The organism is Colwellia sp. 6_MG-2023 (assembly GCF_030547765.1).
Lineage (GTDB): Bacteria > Pseudomonadota > Gammaproteobacteria > Enterobacterales > Alteromonadaceae > Colwellia.
On the sequence record NZ_JAUOPP010000023.1, the window covers coordinates 39,366 to 58,747 of the forward strand.

At 35.0% G+C, this 19,382-nt stretch carries 19 protein-coding genes; 11 read left to right on the forward strand and 8 right to left on the reverse strand.

All coding sequences use genetic code 11. The annotated features are described in order from the left end of the window. Positions 1–648: a hypothetical protein gene (locus Q4503_RS14390; RefSeq protein WP_303602688.1), complete on the forward strand. Its 648-nt coding sequence runs from the start codon at positions 1–3 to the stop codon at positions 646–648. A gap of 97 nt (positions 649–745) precedes the next feature. Here Q4503_RS14390 and Q4503_RS14395 read toward each other — a convergent pair whose 3' ends face one another. Together Q4503_RS14395 and Q4503_RS14400 are read right to left on the reverse strand one after the other, a co-directional pair. Next, positions 746–1,624 (reverse strand): DMT family transporter, encoded by an 879-nt coding sequence (locus Q4503_RS14395; RefSeq protein WP_303602689.1) that lies wholly within the window; start codon positions 1,622–1,624, stop codon positions 746–748. 210 nt (positions 1,625–1,834) lie between these two features. Beyond that, positions 1,835–2,911, reverse strand: coding sequence for an endonuclease/exonuclease/phosphatase family protein (locus Q4503_RS14400; RefSeq protein ID WP_303602712.1), 1,077 nt, complete (start codon positions 2,909–2,911; stop codon positions 1,835–1,837). Positions 2,912–3,519: 608 nt separating this feature from the next. On the opposite strand from Q4503_RS14400, the gene Q4503_RS14405 reads away from it, so the two are divergent. Beyond that, on the forward strand, positions 3,520–4,800 hold the full coding sequence (locus tag Q4503_RS14405) for a sensor histidine kinase (RefSeq protein WP_303602690.1): 1,281 nt from the start codon (positions 3,520–3,522) through the stop codon (positions 4,798–4,800). A gap of 68 nt (positions 4,801–4,868) precedes the next feature. Here the strand turns inward: Q4503_RS14405 and Q4503_RS14410 are convergent, their stop codons facing one another. From Q4503_RS14410 to Q4503_RS14425, 4 genes are all read right to left on the reverse strand, one after another. After that, positions 4,869–6,839 carry a bifunctional diguanylate cyclase/phosphodiesterase gene (locus Q4503_RS14410; RefSeq protein ID WP_303602691.1) on the reverse strand — a complete coding sequence of 657 codons (1,971 nt, stop codon included), beginning with the start codon at positions 6,837–6,839 and terminating at the stop codon, positions 4,869–4,871. Between the two features lie 61 nt (positions 6,840–6,900). After that, positions 6,901–7,452, reverse strand: a complete 552-nt coding sequence (locus Q4503_RS14415) for a hypothetical protein (protein WP_303602692.1) — start codon at positions 7,450–7,452, stop codon at positions 6,901–6,903. Positions 7,453–7,512: 60 nt separating this feature from the next. Then, the gene (locus Q4503_RS14420) at positions 7,513–8,211 is read right to left on the reverse strand and encodes a HupE/UreJ family protein (RefSeq protein ID WP_303602693.1); all 699 of its coding nucleotides are present in this window, start codon (positions 8,209–8,211) and stop codon (positions 7,513–7,515) included. Between the two features lie 139 nt (positions 8,212–8,350). Beyond that, on the reverse strand, positions 8,351–9,013 hold the full coding sequence (locus Q4503_RS14425; RefSeq protein ID WP_303602694.1) for a peptidylprolyl isomerase: 663 nt from the start codon (positions 9,011–9,013) through the stop codon (positions 8,351–8,353). Between the two features lie 216 nt (positions 9,014–9,229). Here Q4503_RS14425 and Q4503_RS14430 point away from each other — a divergent pair, with 216 nt between their 5' ends. From Q4503_RS14430 to Q4503_RS14470, 9 genes are all read left to right on the forward strand, one after another. After that, positions 9,230–10,636, forward strand: coding sequence for a M20/M25/M40 family metallo-hydrolase (locus Q4503_RS14430; RefSeq protein ID WP_303602695.1), 1,407 nt, complete (start codon positions 9,230–9,232; stop codon positions 10,634–10,636). 123 nt (positions 10,637–10,759) lie between these two features. Next, positions 10,760–11,551 (forward strand): phytanoyl-CoA dioxygenase family protein, encoded by a 792-nt coding sequence (locus Q4503_RS14435; protein ID WP_303602696.1) that lies wholly within the window; start codon positions 10,760–10,762, stop codon positions 11,549–11,551. A gap of 270 nt (positions 11,552–11,821) precedes the next feature. Beyond that, positions 11,822–13,291 carry a carbon starvation protein A gene (locus Q4503_RS14440; protein ID WP_215974347.1) on the forward strand — a complete coding sequence of 490 codons (1,470 nt, stop codon included), beginning with the start codon at positions 11,822–11,824 and terminating at the stop codon, positions 13,289–13,291. Between the two features lie 525 nt (positions 13,292–13,816). Beyond that, positions 13,817–14,065 carry a 30S ribosomal protein S16 gene (rpsP, locus tag Q4503_RS14445; protein ID WP_076420269.1) on the forward strand — a complete coding sequence of 83 codons (249 nt, stop codon included), beginning with the start codon at positions 13,817–13,819 and terminating at the stop codon, positions 14,063–14,065. Positions 14,066–14,106: 41 nt separating this feature from the next. Continuing rightward, positions 14,107–14,634 carry a ribosome maturation factor RimM gene (gene rimM, locus Q4503_RS14450; RefSeq protein ID WP_215974343.1) on the forward strand — a complete coding sequence of 176 codons (528 nt, stop codon included), beginning with the start codon at positions 14,107–14,109 and terminating at the stop codon, positions 14,632–14,634. Between the two features lie 39 nt (positions 14,635–14,673). Beyond that, positions 14,674–15,441 (forward strand): tRNA (guanosine(37)-N1)-methyltransferase TrmD, encoded by a 768-nt coding sequence (trmD, locus tag Q4503_RS14455; protein WP_215974452.1) that lies wholly within the window; start codon positions 14,674–14,676, stop codon positions 15,439–15,441. Positions 15,442–15,467: 26 nt separating this feature from the next. After that, on the forward strand, positions 15,468–15,821 hold the full coding sequence (gene rplS, locus Q4503_RS14460) for a 50S ribosomal protein L19 (protein WP_215974342.1): 354 nt from the start codon (positions 15,468–15,470) through the stop codon (positions 15,819–15,821). A 412-nt stretch (positions 15,822–16,233) separates the two neighbouring features. Then, a complete protein-coding gene (locus Q4503_RS14465; protein ID WP_303602697.1) occupies positions 16,234–16,698 on the forward strand; it encodes an META domain-containing protein in 465 nt (154 codons plus the stop codon). Between the two features lie 62 nt (positions 16,699–16,760). After that, positions 16,761–17,297 (forward strand): redoxin domain-containing protein, encoded by a 537-nt coding sequence (locus tag Q4503_RS14470; RefSeq protein WP_215974340.1) that lies wholly within the window; start codon positions 16,761–16,763, stop codon positions 17,295–17,297. A gap of 7 nt (positions 17,298–17,304) precedes the next feature. Here the strand turns inward: Q4503_RS14470 and Q4503_RS14475 are convergent, their stop codons facing one another. After that, entirely contained in the window at positions 17,305–17,901 is a 597-nt protein-coding gene (locus tag Q4503_RS14475; RefSeq protein WP_215974339.1) for a DUF938 domain-containing protein, read from the reverse strand. Between the two features lie 15 nt (positions 17,902–17,916). Then, on the reverse strand, positions 17,917–19,032 hold the full coding sequence (locus tag Q4503_RS14480; protein WP_303602698.1) for a GNAT family N-acetyltransferase: 1,116 nt from the start codon (positions 19,030–19,032) through the stop codon (positions 17,917–17,919). Positions 19,033–19,382 lie beyond the last annotated feature (350 nt).

A 19,382-nucleotide genomic window follows, 5' to 3' on the forward strand; every position in this document is an offset into this window, starting at 1 on the left:
ATGCATGTACTAAATCTTGATATCCCCTTTGATTGTCGTTTTACTTGTTGGTTTTGTGGTGAAGGGTCTCACCAAACGATTGTGACTACATTAAAAACACGTCAAGCAGTCAATATGCCAATTTGTGATGAATGTAAATCTTACCGATGCCATAACGAATCAAGTGCACTTGTAATACTTGAAAAGCTTATTAAAGATAAAATAGTAAAACAAAGTGCTAAAGCGTTAGCGATAGGGGCTAATTGGACCGAAAAAGAGCTGCAAGAGTCTGAGCTAACTGGCAGTGCCTTCGATGGCTTTAAAAAGAGTGGTTGGAAAATGTTCTTGATTGCTCGAGAGCGTGTTAATTTTAGTGGTTGGGAATTATCTATTGATGGTGTTCCTATTGAAAATACAGTAGTGGATGAGAATTTTGTATTTGATGGCCTGACTTTTACAAGCTTTATTACTATGTTGGATTACTTAAGCACTACTTTTTCATTAAATAAAGACTTTTTAGAGCAAGTATTAACGCTTTATGGCGATGACCGTGCAATAGAGGCGGTAAAGTTTTGTCGATTAGTGCCTAATGAGTCAAAGTCTGAACGTGAAAAAGCGCTGAATGATTTGATTGCTTCTTTTAAAGAAAAAGATGCAATGCGCTATTAATCGTGCAGTTATTCTAGTCGTGCAGTTATTCTAGTCGTGCAGTTATTCCCATAAAAGTAAATACCGGTCATCGTTATTAAAAAGGGGGAAAGCAGTATCACTGAGTTAACTTGGCTTTTATTGCTAAATAAATACCTGAAAAGATAAAAAGAATACCGACAATATGAAAGCTATGAATTTTCTCGTTCAGAAAAATTGAAGAGAGTAACAATCCAAATAACGGCATTAAATGAATAAATAGCCCTGCTTTTACTGCGCCTATATCGGCAACGCCTTTGTTCCAAAAAATATAAGCAAGGATAGAAGGGAAAATCGCCATGTAGAGCACCGCGTATGTGCTTTTGCTTCCCCATACAATATGCTCAGCAAAGTAAAATTCTACCGCAGAAAAAGGCAGTAATATGAGTGAACCAATAAGCACTGTTACCCCAAAAAAGGTGAAACCATCAAGTTCAGCAGGGCGCCAGCGTAATAATAATGAATAAATAGCCCAGCACAGTACACCGGTTAATACATATAAATCACCAACATTAAATGACAATGAAAGTAGGTTAGATACTTGACCTTGAGTTATCAGCATTAAAACGCCAATTAACGAAATAGTAACTCCGATCCACTGCTGAAGAGAAACACGTTCTTTTAACCATACTGAAGATAATATTAGTATAAATATTGGGATAGCTGATTGTAGTATTGTGGCATTAGAGGCATTTGTACTAGTAAGACCGATATAAATAAAGGTATTGAAACAAGCAACGCTAAATATTGAAAATACCGTCAGCATTTTCCAATGAGTTAATATTACAGCTTTCTGCTTAATAAGCCTTGGTATTAAAAAAGGCAATAGAATCACCAATGCTAATGTCCAACGAAGCTCCGCCATAACAATAGGTGGCAATACTGAGTGCATTGCTCGTCCTATAACAAAATTTCCTGCCCAAAATAAAGTGGTCAGTATTAAAAGTAAGTAGGGCATTGCAGTCTCGTTGAGTTATGTCGAAGATAAAATAGAATATTTGATAGCTATCAGAATACAGTAATGATATTTATCAGTGTTGATATAAAATAGCACTAGTCGCTAGTTATTGAGATTATATCAACATTTGTGCCTTAGCTTCTTACTATTTAGTCACTATATAACAATAAATATGACTAGTTGTGAGGATTAATTAGCAATAATTAACCATTATGATCTTAATGTAAGCGATACTAAGACCACGCCATGATCGATACTTTCGCCATCACGTTCAAAAATGGGATTAATTAAATGGCGATCGTAAGTTTCATGTGCACTAACTGCATAAAGACTGTCGTGATAATTAGCATCAAATTCACAAGATAATAAAATGTAATCAAGTACAGAGCTACTTGCGCCAAAATAATGTGTTGGGGGGCGCGTTTCTTCAGCTTTGTTAACAGTTTTTCCTTCATTGGCAAGCATAGCTTGATATAAATCCCAAGCATCATGTAAGCAATACTTAGCCAGATAGGCATCACGATCAATGGTTGAGACAAACCGTAAAGTGTTGGTGAGTATATGGCTTAACACCCCATCGGCTAAGGTATTATTAAAATCACCCATTAATACCATTGGTTGATTCGTTTCTTCACGGCGCTGTATCATATCCATCATTAATAATGTTGCTTCACTGCCACGTTGCACTGTTGAGCCCCAGCTACCGGCTATTTGTGCTTTTAGACTTTCAATAATGGTCTGCTCAGGTGAGAAGTTATTATTGTGCTCATTCAGTTCAATCATTGAACGTTTAGACTTAAAATGCACAACATAACAATCACAATTGCCTAAATGAGGAATCTCAATTGTTGCTCGTAATACTCTACGACTAAAAGAAAACTGATCGGTTAAGCCTAATTTTTGGGCAAACTCAATGTTAGGCTCTACCGAAAATACTTCAATAATAGGGTAACGAGAGGCAATAGCGACAACAGGACGCTGATAAATAAAATCATCAATTACTTGAGGTTGATCAACCACGGCAAAATATTGATACCCTTGACTCGCCACTAGCTCCTTTAATGAATTAGGGCTAAATACTTCTTGAAAGCCAATAATATCCGGTCGATATTCGTCTAAATATTCACTAATCCAACGTTGTTTTTTTTGCCATTGTTCAGCACTAAAAATACGTTCGAACTCATAAGCGGCATTCGGTGGTTCAAGGTAATTAAATAAATTGAATGTAGCGAATTTGAGCTTTGTATTGGCAAGTGAGCTTGTTAAGGATGGACTATCAAAGGGGATGTCTTGGCTACTTGCTTGATCTTGATGATTGATAAAATAACTCTACTAATTAATAAGGAAAAATTAAGTAAACAAGAGGCGGAATAATATTAAGCACAATATTAAATAATTATTCAAGTGAAAAGTAACTCAAGATTACCGAGGTGATTTTTCATATCATGGTCGTATTTTTTGTAAAAATCAATAAAAGTACTAAGCTCATTATTAGCTAATAGGTTAGTTATATTTTTTATTCAAAAATAAATTTTTATTTCAATGATATATAAATACTGGAAAATTGTTAAAAGACAACTATGCTTTTAAAAAGCTAGTATTGATAAAGTCATTACTTCGTATATTCACTAGCCTACAATATTAATTATATCTGATAAATACTCCCACCAAGGTTATTTTTAAAATGACTTTTAATCTAGTGAGCAGATAACCTTGAATGGCATTACATGATTTTTAAAAATACTATCTGGACGAAAAATAAATTAAAGTCCAATGGTACAGAGAAAACTCAGCGTTTTTCTGTATCTATGAAACTGAATATCGTAAATTTTCTTATTATCATTTCAAGTTTAATAAGTATTATTGGTGCGTACGAAATTCAAATAGGCGGAAAAATGCATGAGTTAAACTACTTTCATCAAAAATATATTACCCAGTTAGTGAAAACTGTAAAATCATTTGAAGTTGACTCGGTATCTACCAATGATGTGCGACAAGATATAATGTTGGTGAGAGAGCAACCTATTAAATGTATAGAACTTATTGGCTCTTTTGAAATATTGATAATGAAGTTGATAGGGACTAAAAATATCCTGCAAGTGTGTCATGACGATCTTGCTGTTGCGGATAATCTTCTTCAGAAAGTGCAAGAATTCGATGCAGCGGTGTTTGATAAAAAAGCACTTACACATTTTCTTTATCAAGGAATTAATGAGTTTGAATACAGTGGAATGAGATTTGAACCTTTAGTGAGTAAAACCGTAAGGGTACTTTTCTTTATTGTTATTAGTATTTTGATTACCAAAGCTTTTATTGTGCCTTTAATTGGGTTAATTCTTTCAAATAGTGTTGCTCAAGATTATCAATTACTATTAATAACAAAGACTAATTTAGAAGAAGAAAAGCAACGTAATGCACTTATACAATCTGAACGAATTGAATCGTTAACCATTATGGTTGCCGGTATGGCCCATGAAATTAATACCCCAATTGGCATAAGTATTACCGCTAATTCGTATTTAGGGGATACCTTGAGTATGCTCAGGAAATCTTATGAAGATCAAGAGTTAACTAAGAGTAAATTTGATCATTTTATTGCGGAAATGGAAAAGAGTAATACGTTGGTGATGAATAATCTTTCACGAACAGCGAAGTTAGTGAAAAGCTTTAAAGAGGTATCTGTAGATCAGTTCGTAGATGAATTGCAAAATATTAAATTAAAGCCATACATTGAACAGATATTAGTGAGTTTAGTTCCTGTTACCCAAAGCGCTAATATTAAGTTTAAACTATGTTGTGATAATGACATACAAGCTAGTATTTATGGTGGGGTATTTAGTCAAATATTTACTAATCTTGTCACTAATGCAATTAATCATGCTTTCCAAGATAAAGAGGCCGGAATAATATCTATTTCTGTTAAAGAGTCTTCTGACAATGAAATACATTTTTCTTTTGAGGATGATGGCTGTGGTATTTCTGAAATAGATAAAATTCATATTTTTGACCCTTTTTTTACTACCAAAAGAGGTGAAGGTGGTACAGGTTTAGGACTTCATATACTGCATAACCTTGTGACTGATAAATTGCAAGGAAGAGTATTATGTACAAGTGAAATTGGTGCTGGCACTCGATTTGATATTTACTTCCCTAAAATAATAAAAGTTACTGATTAGGCCATGTTTTATGATGTGAGTAAGTAATATCTATTCACACAAGCTAAAAAAGGTAAAGTTAGTAAAAGTTACGGTAAAGGTAGAGGGGTTAATCCTTTCATCTTACTATTTAAAAAATCGGGAATATCTACAGTTTCAATGGGTTTAGAAAAGTAGAAACCTTGAAGAAAGTGGACACCTAATTTAGTTAGTTCTTGTGCTTGTTCTTCGGTTTCAACACCTTCAGCAACAACTAAGAAATTTAATGAGGAAGCGATATCCATTACTGCTGAAATGATAGCATGGCCATTACCATTCAAGTTGTTTACAAATGATCGATCAATTTTAACTGTGTTTACCGCTAAATCTTGCATAACAGAAAGCGAAGAATATCCTGTGCCAAAGTCATCAATCGAGACTTTAATTCCGAGCGCTTGAAGACGTTTTATTTGATTCAAAATAGAGTTGGTATCTGCCGAAAAAACGGATTCGGTAATTTCTATATGCAACAATTCTGCTGGCAACTTACTCGTTGAAAGAGCATTTTCAACAATATTTATAAAGTTATCATCTTTAAACTGAATGACTGAAACATTAACTGAAATAGCTAGTTGTAGTTTTCTCTCCCATCGACTCGCTTCCATACAAGCGTGTTGAAGTACCCATGCACCTATTTCATGTATTAAACCATATTGCTCTGCAATAGGAATAAATTCATCCGGCGTGATATTCTCGCCTTTTACTTGCCAGCGTAAAAGCGCTTCAAAGGCAAAAACATGATGATTACTAGATAAAACTAAAGGTTGAAAAACCAAGCGTAGTTGTTGATTATCAATAGCCTTAGTAAGTTCATTTTTTAAATAAAGTTCGTGTGAATAAAGTTTTTCCATTTGTTCTGAAAATACACCGACAGTTGAACGAGCTTTTTTCTTTTGAAAGTACATCGCCATATCGGCTGATTGAATAAGACTATCTTCCGTTGTGGCATGATCCGGATATAGTGCGATACCTATAGTTGCTCCAACAGTTAAAATACTATTATCAATACAGTGGGGTGCTGAAAGCTCTTTTATTAACTGTAATGACTGCTTAATGGCACTTTCCTCTCCTGTATTAGGGAGGGCAATAAGAAACTCATCTCCACCCCAGCGGCAAACAAGAGCGTTATTAAGGTTTTCTTGTTTTAGGCGTCCGGAAGTTTCTCTTAAAATTTGGTCACCTGCTTTATGACCAATGGAATCATTGATATTTTTAAAGTTATCTAAATCAATAAATAATAGAGCAATATTTTTTTGGGGGTGTTCAGCTGACTTTTTAGAAGATTGCTCAATAATAGCTTTTAAATGACTTAAAAAAGCGGCTCGATTGTATAGTCCGGTCAGAGGGTCAAGATTAGAAAGTTCGTAAATTTTTTGTGTTCGTTGTTTAACTTTTTCTTCCATCTCTTGAATTAATGCCAAGTTTTCATTTTTTAACATTATAGTATTAAGTGTAAAATCAGCAGATTTTTTTGAGATGAGTATCATAACGATACAAAAGGAAAAACCAAGAATACCAAGTATTTTTAGAGCAAAAATATCGGATACTATCAACCCTAAAGAGCCAGGCGCGAGTAATATAAAGGAATAAAATAATGCTGTTTTTTTATGACCCGATAGAACCGTCGCAGAGCCACCAGCCATTGAACCAACAGCAATAATAGAGGTGGTTAGTTCAATGCCATCATTATTTATCGTCATATAAACTAAATATATCGACCACATTATAGCCGTAGGGTTCACACCTAAAATAAAGCGATTAACGGCTTTCTGGCCGTCGAATTTAGTGTGATGTAATTTAGTTTTCCACCAGATTACATCTATCATTCTAACGGTAAGCAGAAAACTCATGCCGCACCACCAGACTAACTGAAATGACGAAGTTTCAGGGTTCTTAAAAGCAAATGCCAAAAAACTAGAGGTGATAGCGCTGATGGTTATACCTGCAACTGCATTGCCGTAGAGCAATGTTGCAGCATCACGTTGCATAGATTCGTTTAATTCTGGTGTAATGCTAGTCAAGAAGCACCTCTATATTTTTTAATACGTTGTTAATTTTATTTTTGAACGTAATTTATGTTAACTATTTAAGACCATGCTTCGTATATTCACCTTTTACTGTTAACTTAACAGTTATAGGAGAATTTGTGGTGTTTTTCCAATACCAGCCATGTGATCCCGCAAAAGGAGTGGTAAAACTTCCTTTCATATTATGGGCCGTTGCAATCGCATAGCTTTCAAAATAACCGCTAGTATCGCCTGTAGGCTCACCATGTAAATCAAAATATAATGAGGTGCCATCCGTAGTCCATTCATAAGTAAGCTTTTGATATTGTTCCATTGTAAATTTGTATTCTACACCTCGCCCGGCAGGTACTATTACTGTAGTAGTTTCGGTAGAGTCTTCTAACTTTTTAGCTGTCTCTGGTGATGAAAGTGAAGTCGATATTTCTGTATTTTCTTCATTAAAAACAGTTAGCCCGAGTTTTTTTCCTATACCTGTAGGGTCAATATTATATTCTGCAGGTAAAATCACGAAAACTAGTATGACTACAGCGAACACTAAACTGTATATTGAGTACATAAATAGGGCACTTTTCCCTAACGAAATATTTTCAGGTGTCGTTTTAGACATTGTTTTATCTCTTTAATCATTAAATTGATGCAATTAGTAAATGCGATAATCTAATTGGTATTAGCTAATAAAATAGCCGGTTAATTGAAAGCCTATCAACATAAATCCTGTGCTCATTAATAAACTATTTGTGATAGTTGCAAATTGTGAAAAACTGTTGTGTTTACGCCAAAAGTTAATGATTAATATAATAATGGCTAATGCAGTAAATTGCCCCAGTTCAACTCCAACATTAAAGGCAATCAAATTAGTGACTAATCCATTATTTGCTAATTGAAGCTCTTGTAACTTAGTTGCTAATCCAAAGCCGTGAAAAAGACCGAAGATCAATACCGCTAGTTTGGTATTGGGAGACTTACCAAAGAAGTGATTAAAACCACCTAAATTATCAAAGCCCTTATACACAACAGAAAAACCAATAATAGCATCGATTAAATAAGCGTTAATTTGAATATCACTGAGCACACCAAATAATAAGGTTAAGCTATGCCCTAATGTAAACATACTGACATACAATAAAATATCACGACTTTTATACAAAAAAAACAGCACACCGACTAAGAATAATAAATGGTCGTATCCTGTTATCATATGCTTAGCACCAATATACAAAAATGGAATGATTTGTACGCCAGAGTTTTGCTCCAAAAACCGTCGAGTATCATCATCAACACCATGAGCTATGGCGTTGGTTGGTAACCATATGGCAAGTATGACAATAAAACTCAACCAACCATATCTTTTTAACATATTGACCATTAACGGCTTCCTTTGAAAACTTGTTTTAGTGGATACTCCTGTATGATTGTTAAACGTATGATTGTTAAACGTATGATTGTTAAACGTATGATTTATTCATCGTTTGATAACATTAAAACTATAACGTTAATTTATGAGGTTAAATTTCTTTATTTGCTTTGGCAACACGGATTGATGCCTTAATAATCTTAATTTCTTCTTTTGTTCTGCCTCTTCTACTACCTAATGTTTGTATTTTAGCTAAACTATCATCTAATCCTTTGACTACTTTACCAAAAATAGTATGTTTATCATCTAGAAAAGGGGTAGGTATAAAAGTAATAAAAAATTGACTGCCATCAGTACCTGGACCAGAGTTAGCCATACTTAAAATACCTGGTTCGCTATGACTTCTCTCATTAGTAAACTCACCTTCATATTTATAGCCAGGGTTACCCGTTCCATTACCCAGCGGATCACCACCTTGCGCCATAAAACCAGGAATGACACGGTGAAAAATCAGATCATCATAAAAACCAAGTTTAGTTAAGTAAATCGTACTCGAAACATGCATAGGTGCAGTATCTGGAAATAATTTAATGGTGAGGTTACCCTGGTTTGTTTCAAGTTCCCAAAAATAATCTTTTTCAGGGGTAAAGGTAAGTAAAGGAGGTTTGTTTAAATTAGTTTTCCAGCTTGCGTCTGATTTATCTACTTTTTTGATCACTTCATTTATTTTTTTTATTGCTGGATCAGGGCCGCAACAAGCGGTTAACGTTAATATTAAACAAAGGCTAGTAATGATGTTTTTAGTCATATTCATATAAAACTCTTATTTCTGCTTGATGAAGAAGGTAAATTGTACAAGCGCTCATTATTACCTTAATTTATATTTTTATCTATTATGATCTTACTGTGAATATTAAGCAGTGAATAAAATGATGTGATAGAAAGCTCAATTTTTATTAATGAGCTATTGGACTAAAGGCTGAAATATTATAACCTATATCTTTAAAATATAGCTTGAAACTGGATTTCTATGAAACTGATTACATTAGCAGCTGTTGCTGCTATCACATTTACCACATCTGCTTTTGGTAATGAAAGTATTATCCCCGTATCACAAGAGATTAAAGATACCACTGCTAATCTTCGTGATAAAGCCATAAAAGATGATAGTGCTTATGAAATATTAAAGTCACTTACCACTGAAGTAGGGGCGCGCCATCCTGGAACTCCAGGTGAAAAAGCAGGGATTGAATGGGGTGTTAATAAACTAAAAACTTTAGGGTTTGATAAAGTTTATACCGAAGATGTGAAAATGAATGGCTGGCTTCGTGGCACTGAAACGGCGGAAATTTTACTACCTTCTTATCAAAAAATGGTTATAACAACACTTGGCCGTTCAAAATCAACACCTAAAGGTGGATTAGAAGCTGAGATTGTACATTTTAAAAGTTATGCTGATCTTGAAAAAGCAACCGATGGTAGTTTAAAAGGTAAAATAGCTTTTATCAGCAAACGTATGGAGAAGTTTAAAGACGGAGCTGGTTACGGTCCAGCGGTTATTGCTCGCTCTAAAGGTCATGAACTTGCAGCCCAAAAAGGTGCTGAAGCTTTATTAATTCGCTCTATCGGTACCGATGACCATCGTAATCCTCATACCGGCTCTACTAACGTAGCTATGGGTTACACCGCAGTACCGGCTATTGCTTTATCAAACCCGGATGCTGATCAATTAATACGTTTAATGAATTATGGTCACACCCCTAAAATTCGTTTGAACGTTCAAACTCAGGATCTTGGTCCTATTGTGACTAAAAATGTTATCGGTGAAATTACGGGGCGAGAATTTCCTGATGAAGTTGTAGTCATTGGTGGTCATCTAGATAGCTGGGACCTAGGTACTGGTGCTGTTGATGACGGGGCGGGAGTTGCTATTGCTATGGCGACAGCTGCTTTGATAAAAAATAATACCAAGGAGCGTCCTCGTCGTACTATTCGTGTAATCCTTTGGGGGGCAGAAGAGCTTGGATTAATTGGTGCGCGTGCTTACGCTAAAGCGAGACAAGAAGATGGCACTATTGCTAAGCATGTGATTGGTTCTGAATCTGATTTTGGTGCCGGCCCTATCTATGGACTTCAGTCGTCTAGTAATGTTTCTGATAACGCATTACATGTAATTGATACTATGGCTAGTTTAATGGGTACTTTAGGTGTTAGTCGTCGTAGCGGCGATACCACTGGTGGCCCAGATATGATTCCATTGTCTAAGCTCGGTGTACCTGCATTAAAACTAATGCAAGACGGCACTGATTATTTTGATTTGCATCACACGCCTGATGATACTTTTGATAAAGTGAATCCTGAACATATGCGTCAAAATGTAGCGGCTTGGACAGTATTTACTTATATCGCTGCTGAATGGCCAGGATCTTTTAAGTAAATATTTTATAAGTTAATTTTTATAGGTTAACTCTCATAAGTTAGCTTTCATAAATTAAGATGAGAAATCCTCGTTATTGCTGACGGGGATTTTTTTTGTAGTTAAGCAAGGTAATAGATATTAATGCTTGTTAATCAAAGCCAATTAAAAGATCAATATAACGATAAAGGTTATTTTGTTATTCGAAATTACTTTAGTGATATTGAAATTTCGCAACTAAGAGAAACCATTTTAACGTTTCATGAATTGTGGAAAAAAGACAACGAAACATTCTATCAAGAAGAGGCGTTTAACTCTTCGTTAATTACCGGTAGTCAATATTTATCATTTGACGATAGGATATTACTGTTTAATTTTATTAGCTCACCTAAAGTTATGGCAGTTGTGGAATCGTTGATTCCTATTAGTCCTGCATTTATGAATACTCAATTGTTTTTCAATCCGGTCAATCCCGCACAAAAAGACTTCTGGCATAGAGATTGTCAGTATGATCATGATATTGAAGGACAGAAAATAGCTATTAACAATACCCAAGTAGTACACCTTAGAGTGCCTTTGTTTGATGAATTAGGTATTGAGCTTGTTCCTGAAACGCATAGACGATGGGATAATGATGAAGAGTTTAATGTTCGACAAGAAGAGCAAGGGAAAGTCAGTAGCGATGAACTTTCATTAGGTAAAAAAATTAAACTAGCTGCTGGCGATTTATTAGTTTTTTCTGCCGATATGATACATCGTGGTCTATATGGTATGGATAGGTTAGCCTTAGATATTCTCGTATTTGATCCTGATAGCGACTTTGCGGATTATGTTGATGAAGATTGTTTACCTGATCCGGCCATGATGGAAAAGATTAATGATGCTAGGCTATTTCAAACGACTATCGATTTAAAGTCGCAGTTATTAGTAAAATAGAGCTACTAATAATTTAAATAACTGTTATCAAAGCCATTAGTAGGTGGGGCCTTACCTAATAGGGCTAATAGCCGTTACTTCTGTATTAGCCAACTATTATTATGAAGTGGTTTATTATTAAACAAAACCTTAGCTAAAGGTCTTATTGTTTAGCTAGTTTGCTTTTGTTAGAGTCCGCCGCTTAATTCCAAATTGAAAATGAACGGTAATTATTTCCTCGTTCCTTTTCGTTCAGTTCTATATTCAAATACACAAAGAGAAACGTACTTTATGATCATCTTTTTTATCTGTCTTACTATTCTAATATTGGGCTACAAGTTTTATAGTCCTTTTGTAGAAAAGCAAGCTGGCTTGGACTCAACCATTGATACACCACAAAAACGCTTTAGTGAAGGTGTTGACTATGTTGCTATTCATCCGGTACGTGCTTTTTTAATTCAATTTCTAAATATCGCTGGAGTTGGCCCCATTTTTGGTCCAATACTCGGGGCTTTATATGGTCCTGTTGCCTTAGTATGGATTGTCTTAGGTAATGTATTAGGTGGGGCGGTACACGATTTTTTCTCAGGCGTTATGAGTATAAAAGAAGATGGTAAAAGTTTACCTGAGATAGCCGGAAAATATTATAACGTGGTGTTTAAAGGCTTTATGCTGTTATTTACTGCCATGTTACTATTTTTTGTTGGCGTAGTCTTTATTATGAGCCCGGCAGGTTTACTGAGTAATTTAGATTTTTTTGAGGGCACTATTTTAGCCAATAATACTTTTTGGGTATTAACTATTTTAGCGTATTACTTTTTTGCAACCTTATTACCTATTGATAAAATAATTACTAAATTTTATCCATTTTTTGGATTATTAATGATTGTAATGACAACATGTGTTGCTATCGCATTATTAATTAACGCGCCGCACTTACCGGTAGCTGGTGACTTTTTAGCATACTTTGAAGCTGATCATGCTCATGACTTTTTAGAGCCAAATCCGGATGGTTTACCTACTTGGCCATTGCTGTTTATTACCATTACTTGCGGTGCTATTAGTGGCTTTCATTCTACTCAAGCGCCAATTATTGCTCGCTGTTTGACGAACGAAAAGCACGTTCGTCCAGTTTATTATGGTGCAATGGTATGTGAAGGTATAGTTGGTTGTGTATGGGCTTTAGCCGGTATTGCTGCATTTCCAGAAGGTTATGCAGGTTTGAAAGTATTACTTGATCAAGGTGGCCCAGGCTTGGTTGTTAATCATGTAGCGAACAGCTACCTTGGTGTGTTTGGTGGTATTATGGCAATAGTTGCTGTAGCTGTTTTCCCTATTACTTCTGGTGATACGGCATTCCGTTCATTACGTTTAACGGTTGTTGATGCTTTTAATATTCCACAAAGTTTACGTAACAGATTATTGCTTGCTGTGCCTATTTTAACAATTGCCTACTTTATGACTAAGCTAGACTTTTCGCTTATTTGGCGTTATTTTGCCTTCTCAAATATGCTGCTTTCTACCAGTGTTTTGTGGCTTGCAACCAAATATTTATTCGACCGTGGCACATTCCATTGGATTGCTAGTATACCAGCAGTAATCGCAACAGCAGTGACCTTGTCGTATATTATGACAGCGTCAATAGGTTTCAACATATCAAGTGATTTTGGTAAGCCAATTGGGGCTGTTACCGCTATTATTGTTTTAATTGGACTTGCTATAGTGCATGCAACTAAGTTTAAAAAAAGAGTTGAAGTTTAGTTAGCCTAAAATTTAACTTTAGCCCTAACTTAGCTTAGCACTGAGATTAGCTTAGCAATAAAATACTAAAGCCGTTGTAGTTGTATCGTCAATTACAGCGGCTTTTTTATATCCTATTATTTCTCACCTATCATCCATCATTTGGCTGTATTGAATATGATGGAAACGTTAAAAACAGTTGTGTTTTTATCAACACATAGTTGCCAATATAAGTATTAGCTAAGGTGGTAAGTGATGTACATAAGGTAATTAAGTATAGGCAAGTTTTCTTCATGATTGATTCTTCTCGTGTTTAAAAGATAGCGCAATTAAACCATAAAGAATGTGAAGAAAATGTGAGGAAAAATAACTTTTTATATTGATATAACTAAATAAGGTAACACTTATTAGTTATAAGCTTTACTTGTTACTCAAATAAGGATTGTCTTTTATCCTCAAAAGCGTATAATACGCGAGCTTTTCTGTCGCCTATAGACAGGAAGTGTCTGGAAAATCCGTTTTAACACTAAAATATAAGAGGGCGATATGGTTACCATTCGTTTAGCTCGTGGTGGCGCTAAAAAGCGTCCATTCTATCAGGTTGTTGTTGCAGATAGCCGTAACTCTCGCGATGGTCGTTTCATCGAGAAAGTTGGTTTCTTCAACCCAACAGCACAAGGTCAAGCTGAAAAATTACGCTTAGACCTAGACCGTATCAACCATTGGGTTGGTCAAGGTGCTGGTTTATCTGATCGTGTGGCTAAGTTAGTTAAAGATGCTCAAGTAGCAGCTTAATAGCAAACTTAGTAGGCAATAGTAGAAATTAGTGAGTTGTTATGAGTACACAAGATCAAATTACCTTAGGTAAAGTAGGCGCTGTTTACGGTATCAAAGGTTGGTTGAGAATTCATTCATTCACAGATGAAAGCGATGCCATACTTGACTATTTTCCTTGGTCATTAAAATTAGGAAATAATACGCGAACAGTAGATATTACTGATTGGCGCAAGCACAACAAAGGCTTAGTCGTAAAAGTTGCTGGTATTGATGACAGAGATGATGCGCAAGCATTGGTCGGTTCTGAGATATTAATCAATGAGAGTTCATTGCCAGAATTATCGCAAGGTGATTATTACTGGCGTGACTTAATCGGCATGTCTGTTGTTACTACTCAAGGTTACGATCTTGGTGTGGTATCTGACATGTTGGAAACTGGCGCTAATGATGTACTGGTTGTGAAAGCGAACCTTAACGATGGCTTTAGTAAAAAAGAGCGGTTAATCCCTTATCTTTTTGAACAAGTAGTTGAATCGGTAAGCATTGAAAATAAACAAATTTGTGTTGACTGGGACCCAGGTTTCTAGCTTGTGACTAGTGTTGATTCTTCATTGAAGAAAAGCAAAATGTGGATAGGGGTGATAAGCCTTTTTCCCGAAATGTTTGACGCTATCACTGAGTATGGGGTGACAGGCCGAGCGATACGTGGTGGGTTAATTGAGTTTCATAAATGGAACCCAAGAGACTTTACCCATGATCGACATCGTACCGTTGATGATCGTCCTTATGGCGGTGGTCCAGGTATGTTGATGATGGTACAACCACTACGTGATGCTATTAATTTTGCGCGTAAAGCAGCAGAAGAAAATGGTAGAAAAGCGAAGGTTATTTATTTGTCGCCGCAGGGACGAAAACTGGACCAAGCAGGTGTAAGTGAATTAGCACAAGATGACTGCCTGATATTTATAGCAGGTCGTTATGAAGGCATAGACGAGCGATTATTAGCGTCAGATATTGACGAAGAATGGTCGGTTGGCGATTACATTTTAAGTGGTGGGGAACTGCCTGCGATGAATGTAATTGATGCTGTAGCACGATTAGTGCCTGGTGTATTGGGACATAAAGAATCAGCAGAGCAGGACTCCTTCTCTAACGGTTTATTAGATTGTCCTCATTATACTAGGCCAGAAGTACTGACTACCGCTTCGGGGGATGAAATGTCAGTACCAAAAGTTTTGTTAAGTGGTAATCATGAACACATACGCTTATGGCGCCAAGAACAGTCTCTATTGAGAACATGGACCAGAAGACCAGAATTATTAACTAACCTAGCTCTGACAGATGAGCAGGATAAAATGTTAGTTTCTATTAAGAAACGCATAAGTTCCACTTAGACTGTGCATACTAGGAAGAAGGTATTATGAGTAAAATTATTGAAATGCTCGAACAAGAGCAATTAAAAAAAGACCTACCAGATTACGCTCCAGGCGATACTGTTGTAGTTCAAGTAAAAGTTACTGAAGGTGATAAATCACGTCTTCAAGCATTTGAAGGTGTTGTTATTGCTGTTAAAAACCGTGGCTTACATTCTGCGTTCACTGTTCGTAAAATCTCGAACGGTGTTGGTGTAGAGCGTGTATTCCAGACACATAGCCCAATTGTTGATTCAATTGAAGTGAAACGTCGCGGTGACGTTCGTCAAGCGAAACTTTACTATCTTCGTGAACGTTCAGGTAAATCTGCACGTATCAAAGAGAAATTGGCTAAGAAGTAGCTTTTTAAAAGTTAAGCTTCAAGCTACTTTCCTTGTAAAGAAAGTTGATGAAAAAAGGGTGAATATTAAATTATTCACCCTTTTTTTATTGTAAATTATCAAGAGACACTTATATATTTGATAAAGCCTTTCAGAGTCATTTTTATACCAGTTTCATTAATTAAGTGAACAACTAGTTATTAAATAAATAACGATGTAGTTGGTGATTTTAACAAGTAGAAATGATCACATAGTTAGTGAGGTTGGTATTATCTGTTTTTAAATCGGCTTTATAAAAATCACGTATTGTTAACAGTATTATGAAGTAATCTTTATTGCTAATTAATTAGAACTCTATCAAGCTGCTTAATATTTGATCGTTTTATTTCTCTATATATGTCAATATGGTGATTCATTTACTAGGAAAATAACAATGAAAAAATTAGTGCTAACTTTTATCGTTTCACTTGTTGTATTGATGGGGTGTCAATACAACAAGGATTTAAAAAGTATGGAGCAGGTCACTATGTCAGCTATTGCGCTTACTTCTACAAATTGGACGTTAGGAGAGCTTAATGGCGTGAAAGAAAATACAACGCAAAATGAAATGCCAGTAAAAAGTATGACTCTGCATGTTAACGATAATAGTGTAACTGGTTTTTCTGGGTGTAATCGTTTTTTTGGACGCTTTGTTGCTGAAGATTTGGTTAATGGGCTTGGTAAACTAAAATTTAATAACATAGCCTCAACAAAAATGGCTTGCATGAATGTTGAAATAAATGAACAAACCTACTTTAATGTTTTAAATGATACTGTTTTTTATCAACTTGATGATAACTCATTAATATTGCTTAATGAGGCGTTAACCGTATTAGCTGTATTTGAAAATAAAAAATAAAAAATAAAAAATAAATATCATGTTTAATTTTTTGTTGACGTAAATATAAAAGAGGGAGTTTTATGAAAAAATTGTCAAAAATAATAAGTGCTTGTATTGCTGTTTTATTGAGTTTTAATTTATTCGCCACAAGTTTACAAGTTGGTGAGCAAGCGCCAAATTTTAGATTACAAGCTACTACAGGGGGATACTTTCAACTCAGCGATTATCAAGGTAAACAAGCGGTGGTTTTAGCTTGGTACCCAATGGCGAATACTCGTGGGTGTACAATTGAATGTAAATCTTTAGTAGAACAAGGCCATCTCATTAGAGAATACGATGTGCGCTATGTTATGGCTAGTGTTGATCCATTAAATGATAATTTAGACTTTGCTAAGAAAACTTCGGCAGACTTCCCTATGTTAAGCGATCCAACAAAAGCAACGGCTAAAGCGTATGATGTACTTAATGTTTTTAAAGTAGCAAGCCGAGTGACCTTCTATATATCTAAAGAAGGAAAAATATTAAAAATAGATGAAAATGTTAAGCCTGCTACTGCTGCAGAAGATATTGCTAAGTCTTTAAAAGCGCTAAATGTTACGTTACTACCTTCAGATTAAAAATATTTTACTGTTTTTTGAACACTAGTAGACGATTATTCGCTGGCATCGTATGATCGTCTACTAAGTTAAGGCCTGCTGAGCTGGCTAACGCTAATATTGCTTCAATATCTCTTATACCACTATTTTTATCTCTTTCTTTTAACCATAAATCAAAGTTAGCATTACTTTCGCTAGTAAACTTTCCTTGGTAATTAAATGGACCATAGATACAAACATTAGCGCCAGATTTTAAATTATTAGCAATACCTTCAAAAAACTTAACGACAAGTGCCCAGCTTATTATATGTAATGTATTTGCTGTGTAAATTGCATCTATAGTTGTATCACTTATTGGCCAATTTTCATTTAAATCAATCACGATAGGCTTTAATACATTCGTTAATGCTGCTTCATCTAACCATGAGTGAATACCTGGATGATTAACAGGTAAGTCACTGGTTTGCCAGGTTAAATGTGGTAGATGCTGTCCAAAGTAAGTAGCATGTTGTCCAGTACCAGAGCCAATCTCTAAAACATGCGTATTATTTGAAAGTACATTTGTTAAAATAGCTAAAATAGGCTGTTTATTGTTTTCGGATGCTTGTGAAAAAGGTTTATTCATTGTATTTTTAACTCATTAATTTGATTTTCTAAAGGGTAGCATCTGCTGACATTGCTTTTGGTAAGTTAGCATATGCGATCGCTCTTGTTGACAAAAGTTTTTAATTATCTCTTTAAAAGCAGGATGTTTTATCCAGTGATAAGAGTATGTTAACACTGGCTCGAAGCCTCTTTGTATTTTGTGCTCGCCTTGCGTGCCCGGATTGAACATTTGTAGGTTATGTTTGAGACAAAACTCGATACCTTGATAGTAACAGAGCTCAAAATGCAAATTATTAATTTGTTTAGTGCAGCCCCAATACCTTCCATATAATTGATAATCATCATAAAAGAATAACGCACAAGCAATATCTTCTTGTTCATGGCTAGCAATAACTAGTAACACATTATCGGATTTTTTAGATATTACTTGCTTAAAAAACTCAATGTTTAAGTGAGGCTGGTGGCCACGCTTTAAATAAGTAAGTTGATAAGTTAAATAAAAAAAATCGAGATCTTTTGATGTAATTTCATTTTTTTTTAGTAAACGTATATCAATACCTTGCTCAATAATAGACAACCTTTCTTTACGTGTATTCTTTCTTTTACGTGAAGAGAATGTATTGATAAAATCATCAAAAGTCTTGTAATCTCGGTTAAACCAATGAAATTGTACCGTATTACGTTGGTAAACATCGTCTGGTAATTCTGTTGTTACTTTATCGCAGTATAAAATGTGCCAGCTATTAATGTCTTCTTCGTGGCAATGCTCTATTAATGGCGTAAAGAAATCGCTTATTTGGTGAGTTGAAGTAAGTAACTTATCGCTAGTAACAGGGGTAAAAGGAATTGTCGCTACCAGTTTAGGATAGTAATCTAGGTTATAACGTTTAAAAGCTTCAGCCCAATCCCAATCAAAAACGTATTCACCCCAAGAGTGGTTTTTTAAATACATTGGCATAATAGCAGCTAGATCATTGCTCGTTGTTGAAACTAAATGATGAGGTTGCCAACCTTGTGTGCTATTAACACATTGACTTTCTTCAAGTGCATTAAAAAAATCATAATCAAGAAAAGGGCAAGATGAACTATTTAATTTTTGCCAATGTTCTGGGCTGATTTTATTTATATTATTAATAAAGTTTATTTTCATCTTACCATTGTACAGCTGACTAATTTTTAGTTGCTAGTTATTTATATAACTATTTTGTGAATGAATATGTATTTATTGTCATTTTTAGTATAAGTAAATTGAAAAAAGTATAAATTATTGCAGTAATATCAGTTGTTTAAAGTATATTATGTGCATCTTAGGTTTTCTTTACGAATATTGCTTGAGACTAACCTTTATAATTATTGAATAATCCCTTTTATATTGCTTTGGCAATACATAAGCTTCAGCTATTTACTTTATCTCTTTCACTACCTTTTTTTATTGGTTTTCTATTGACGATATATTTACATTCATGAAGTCTCTTATATGGCCTTTATTATTAGTTTAGA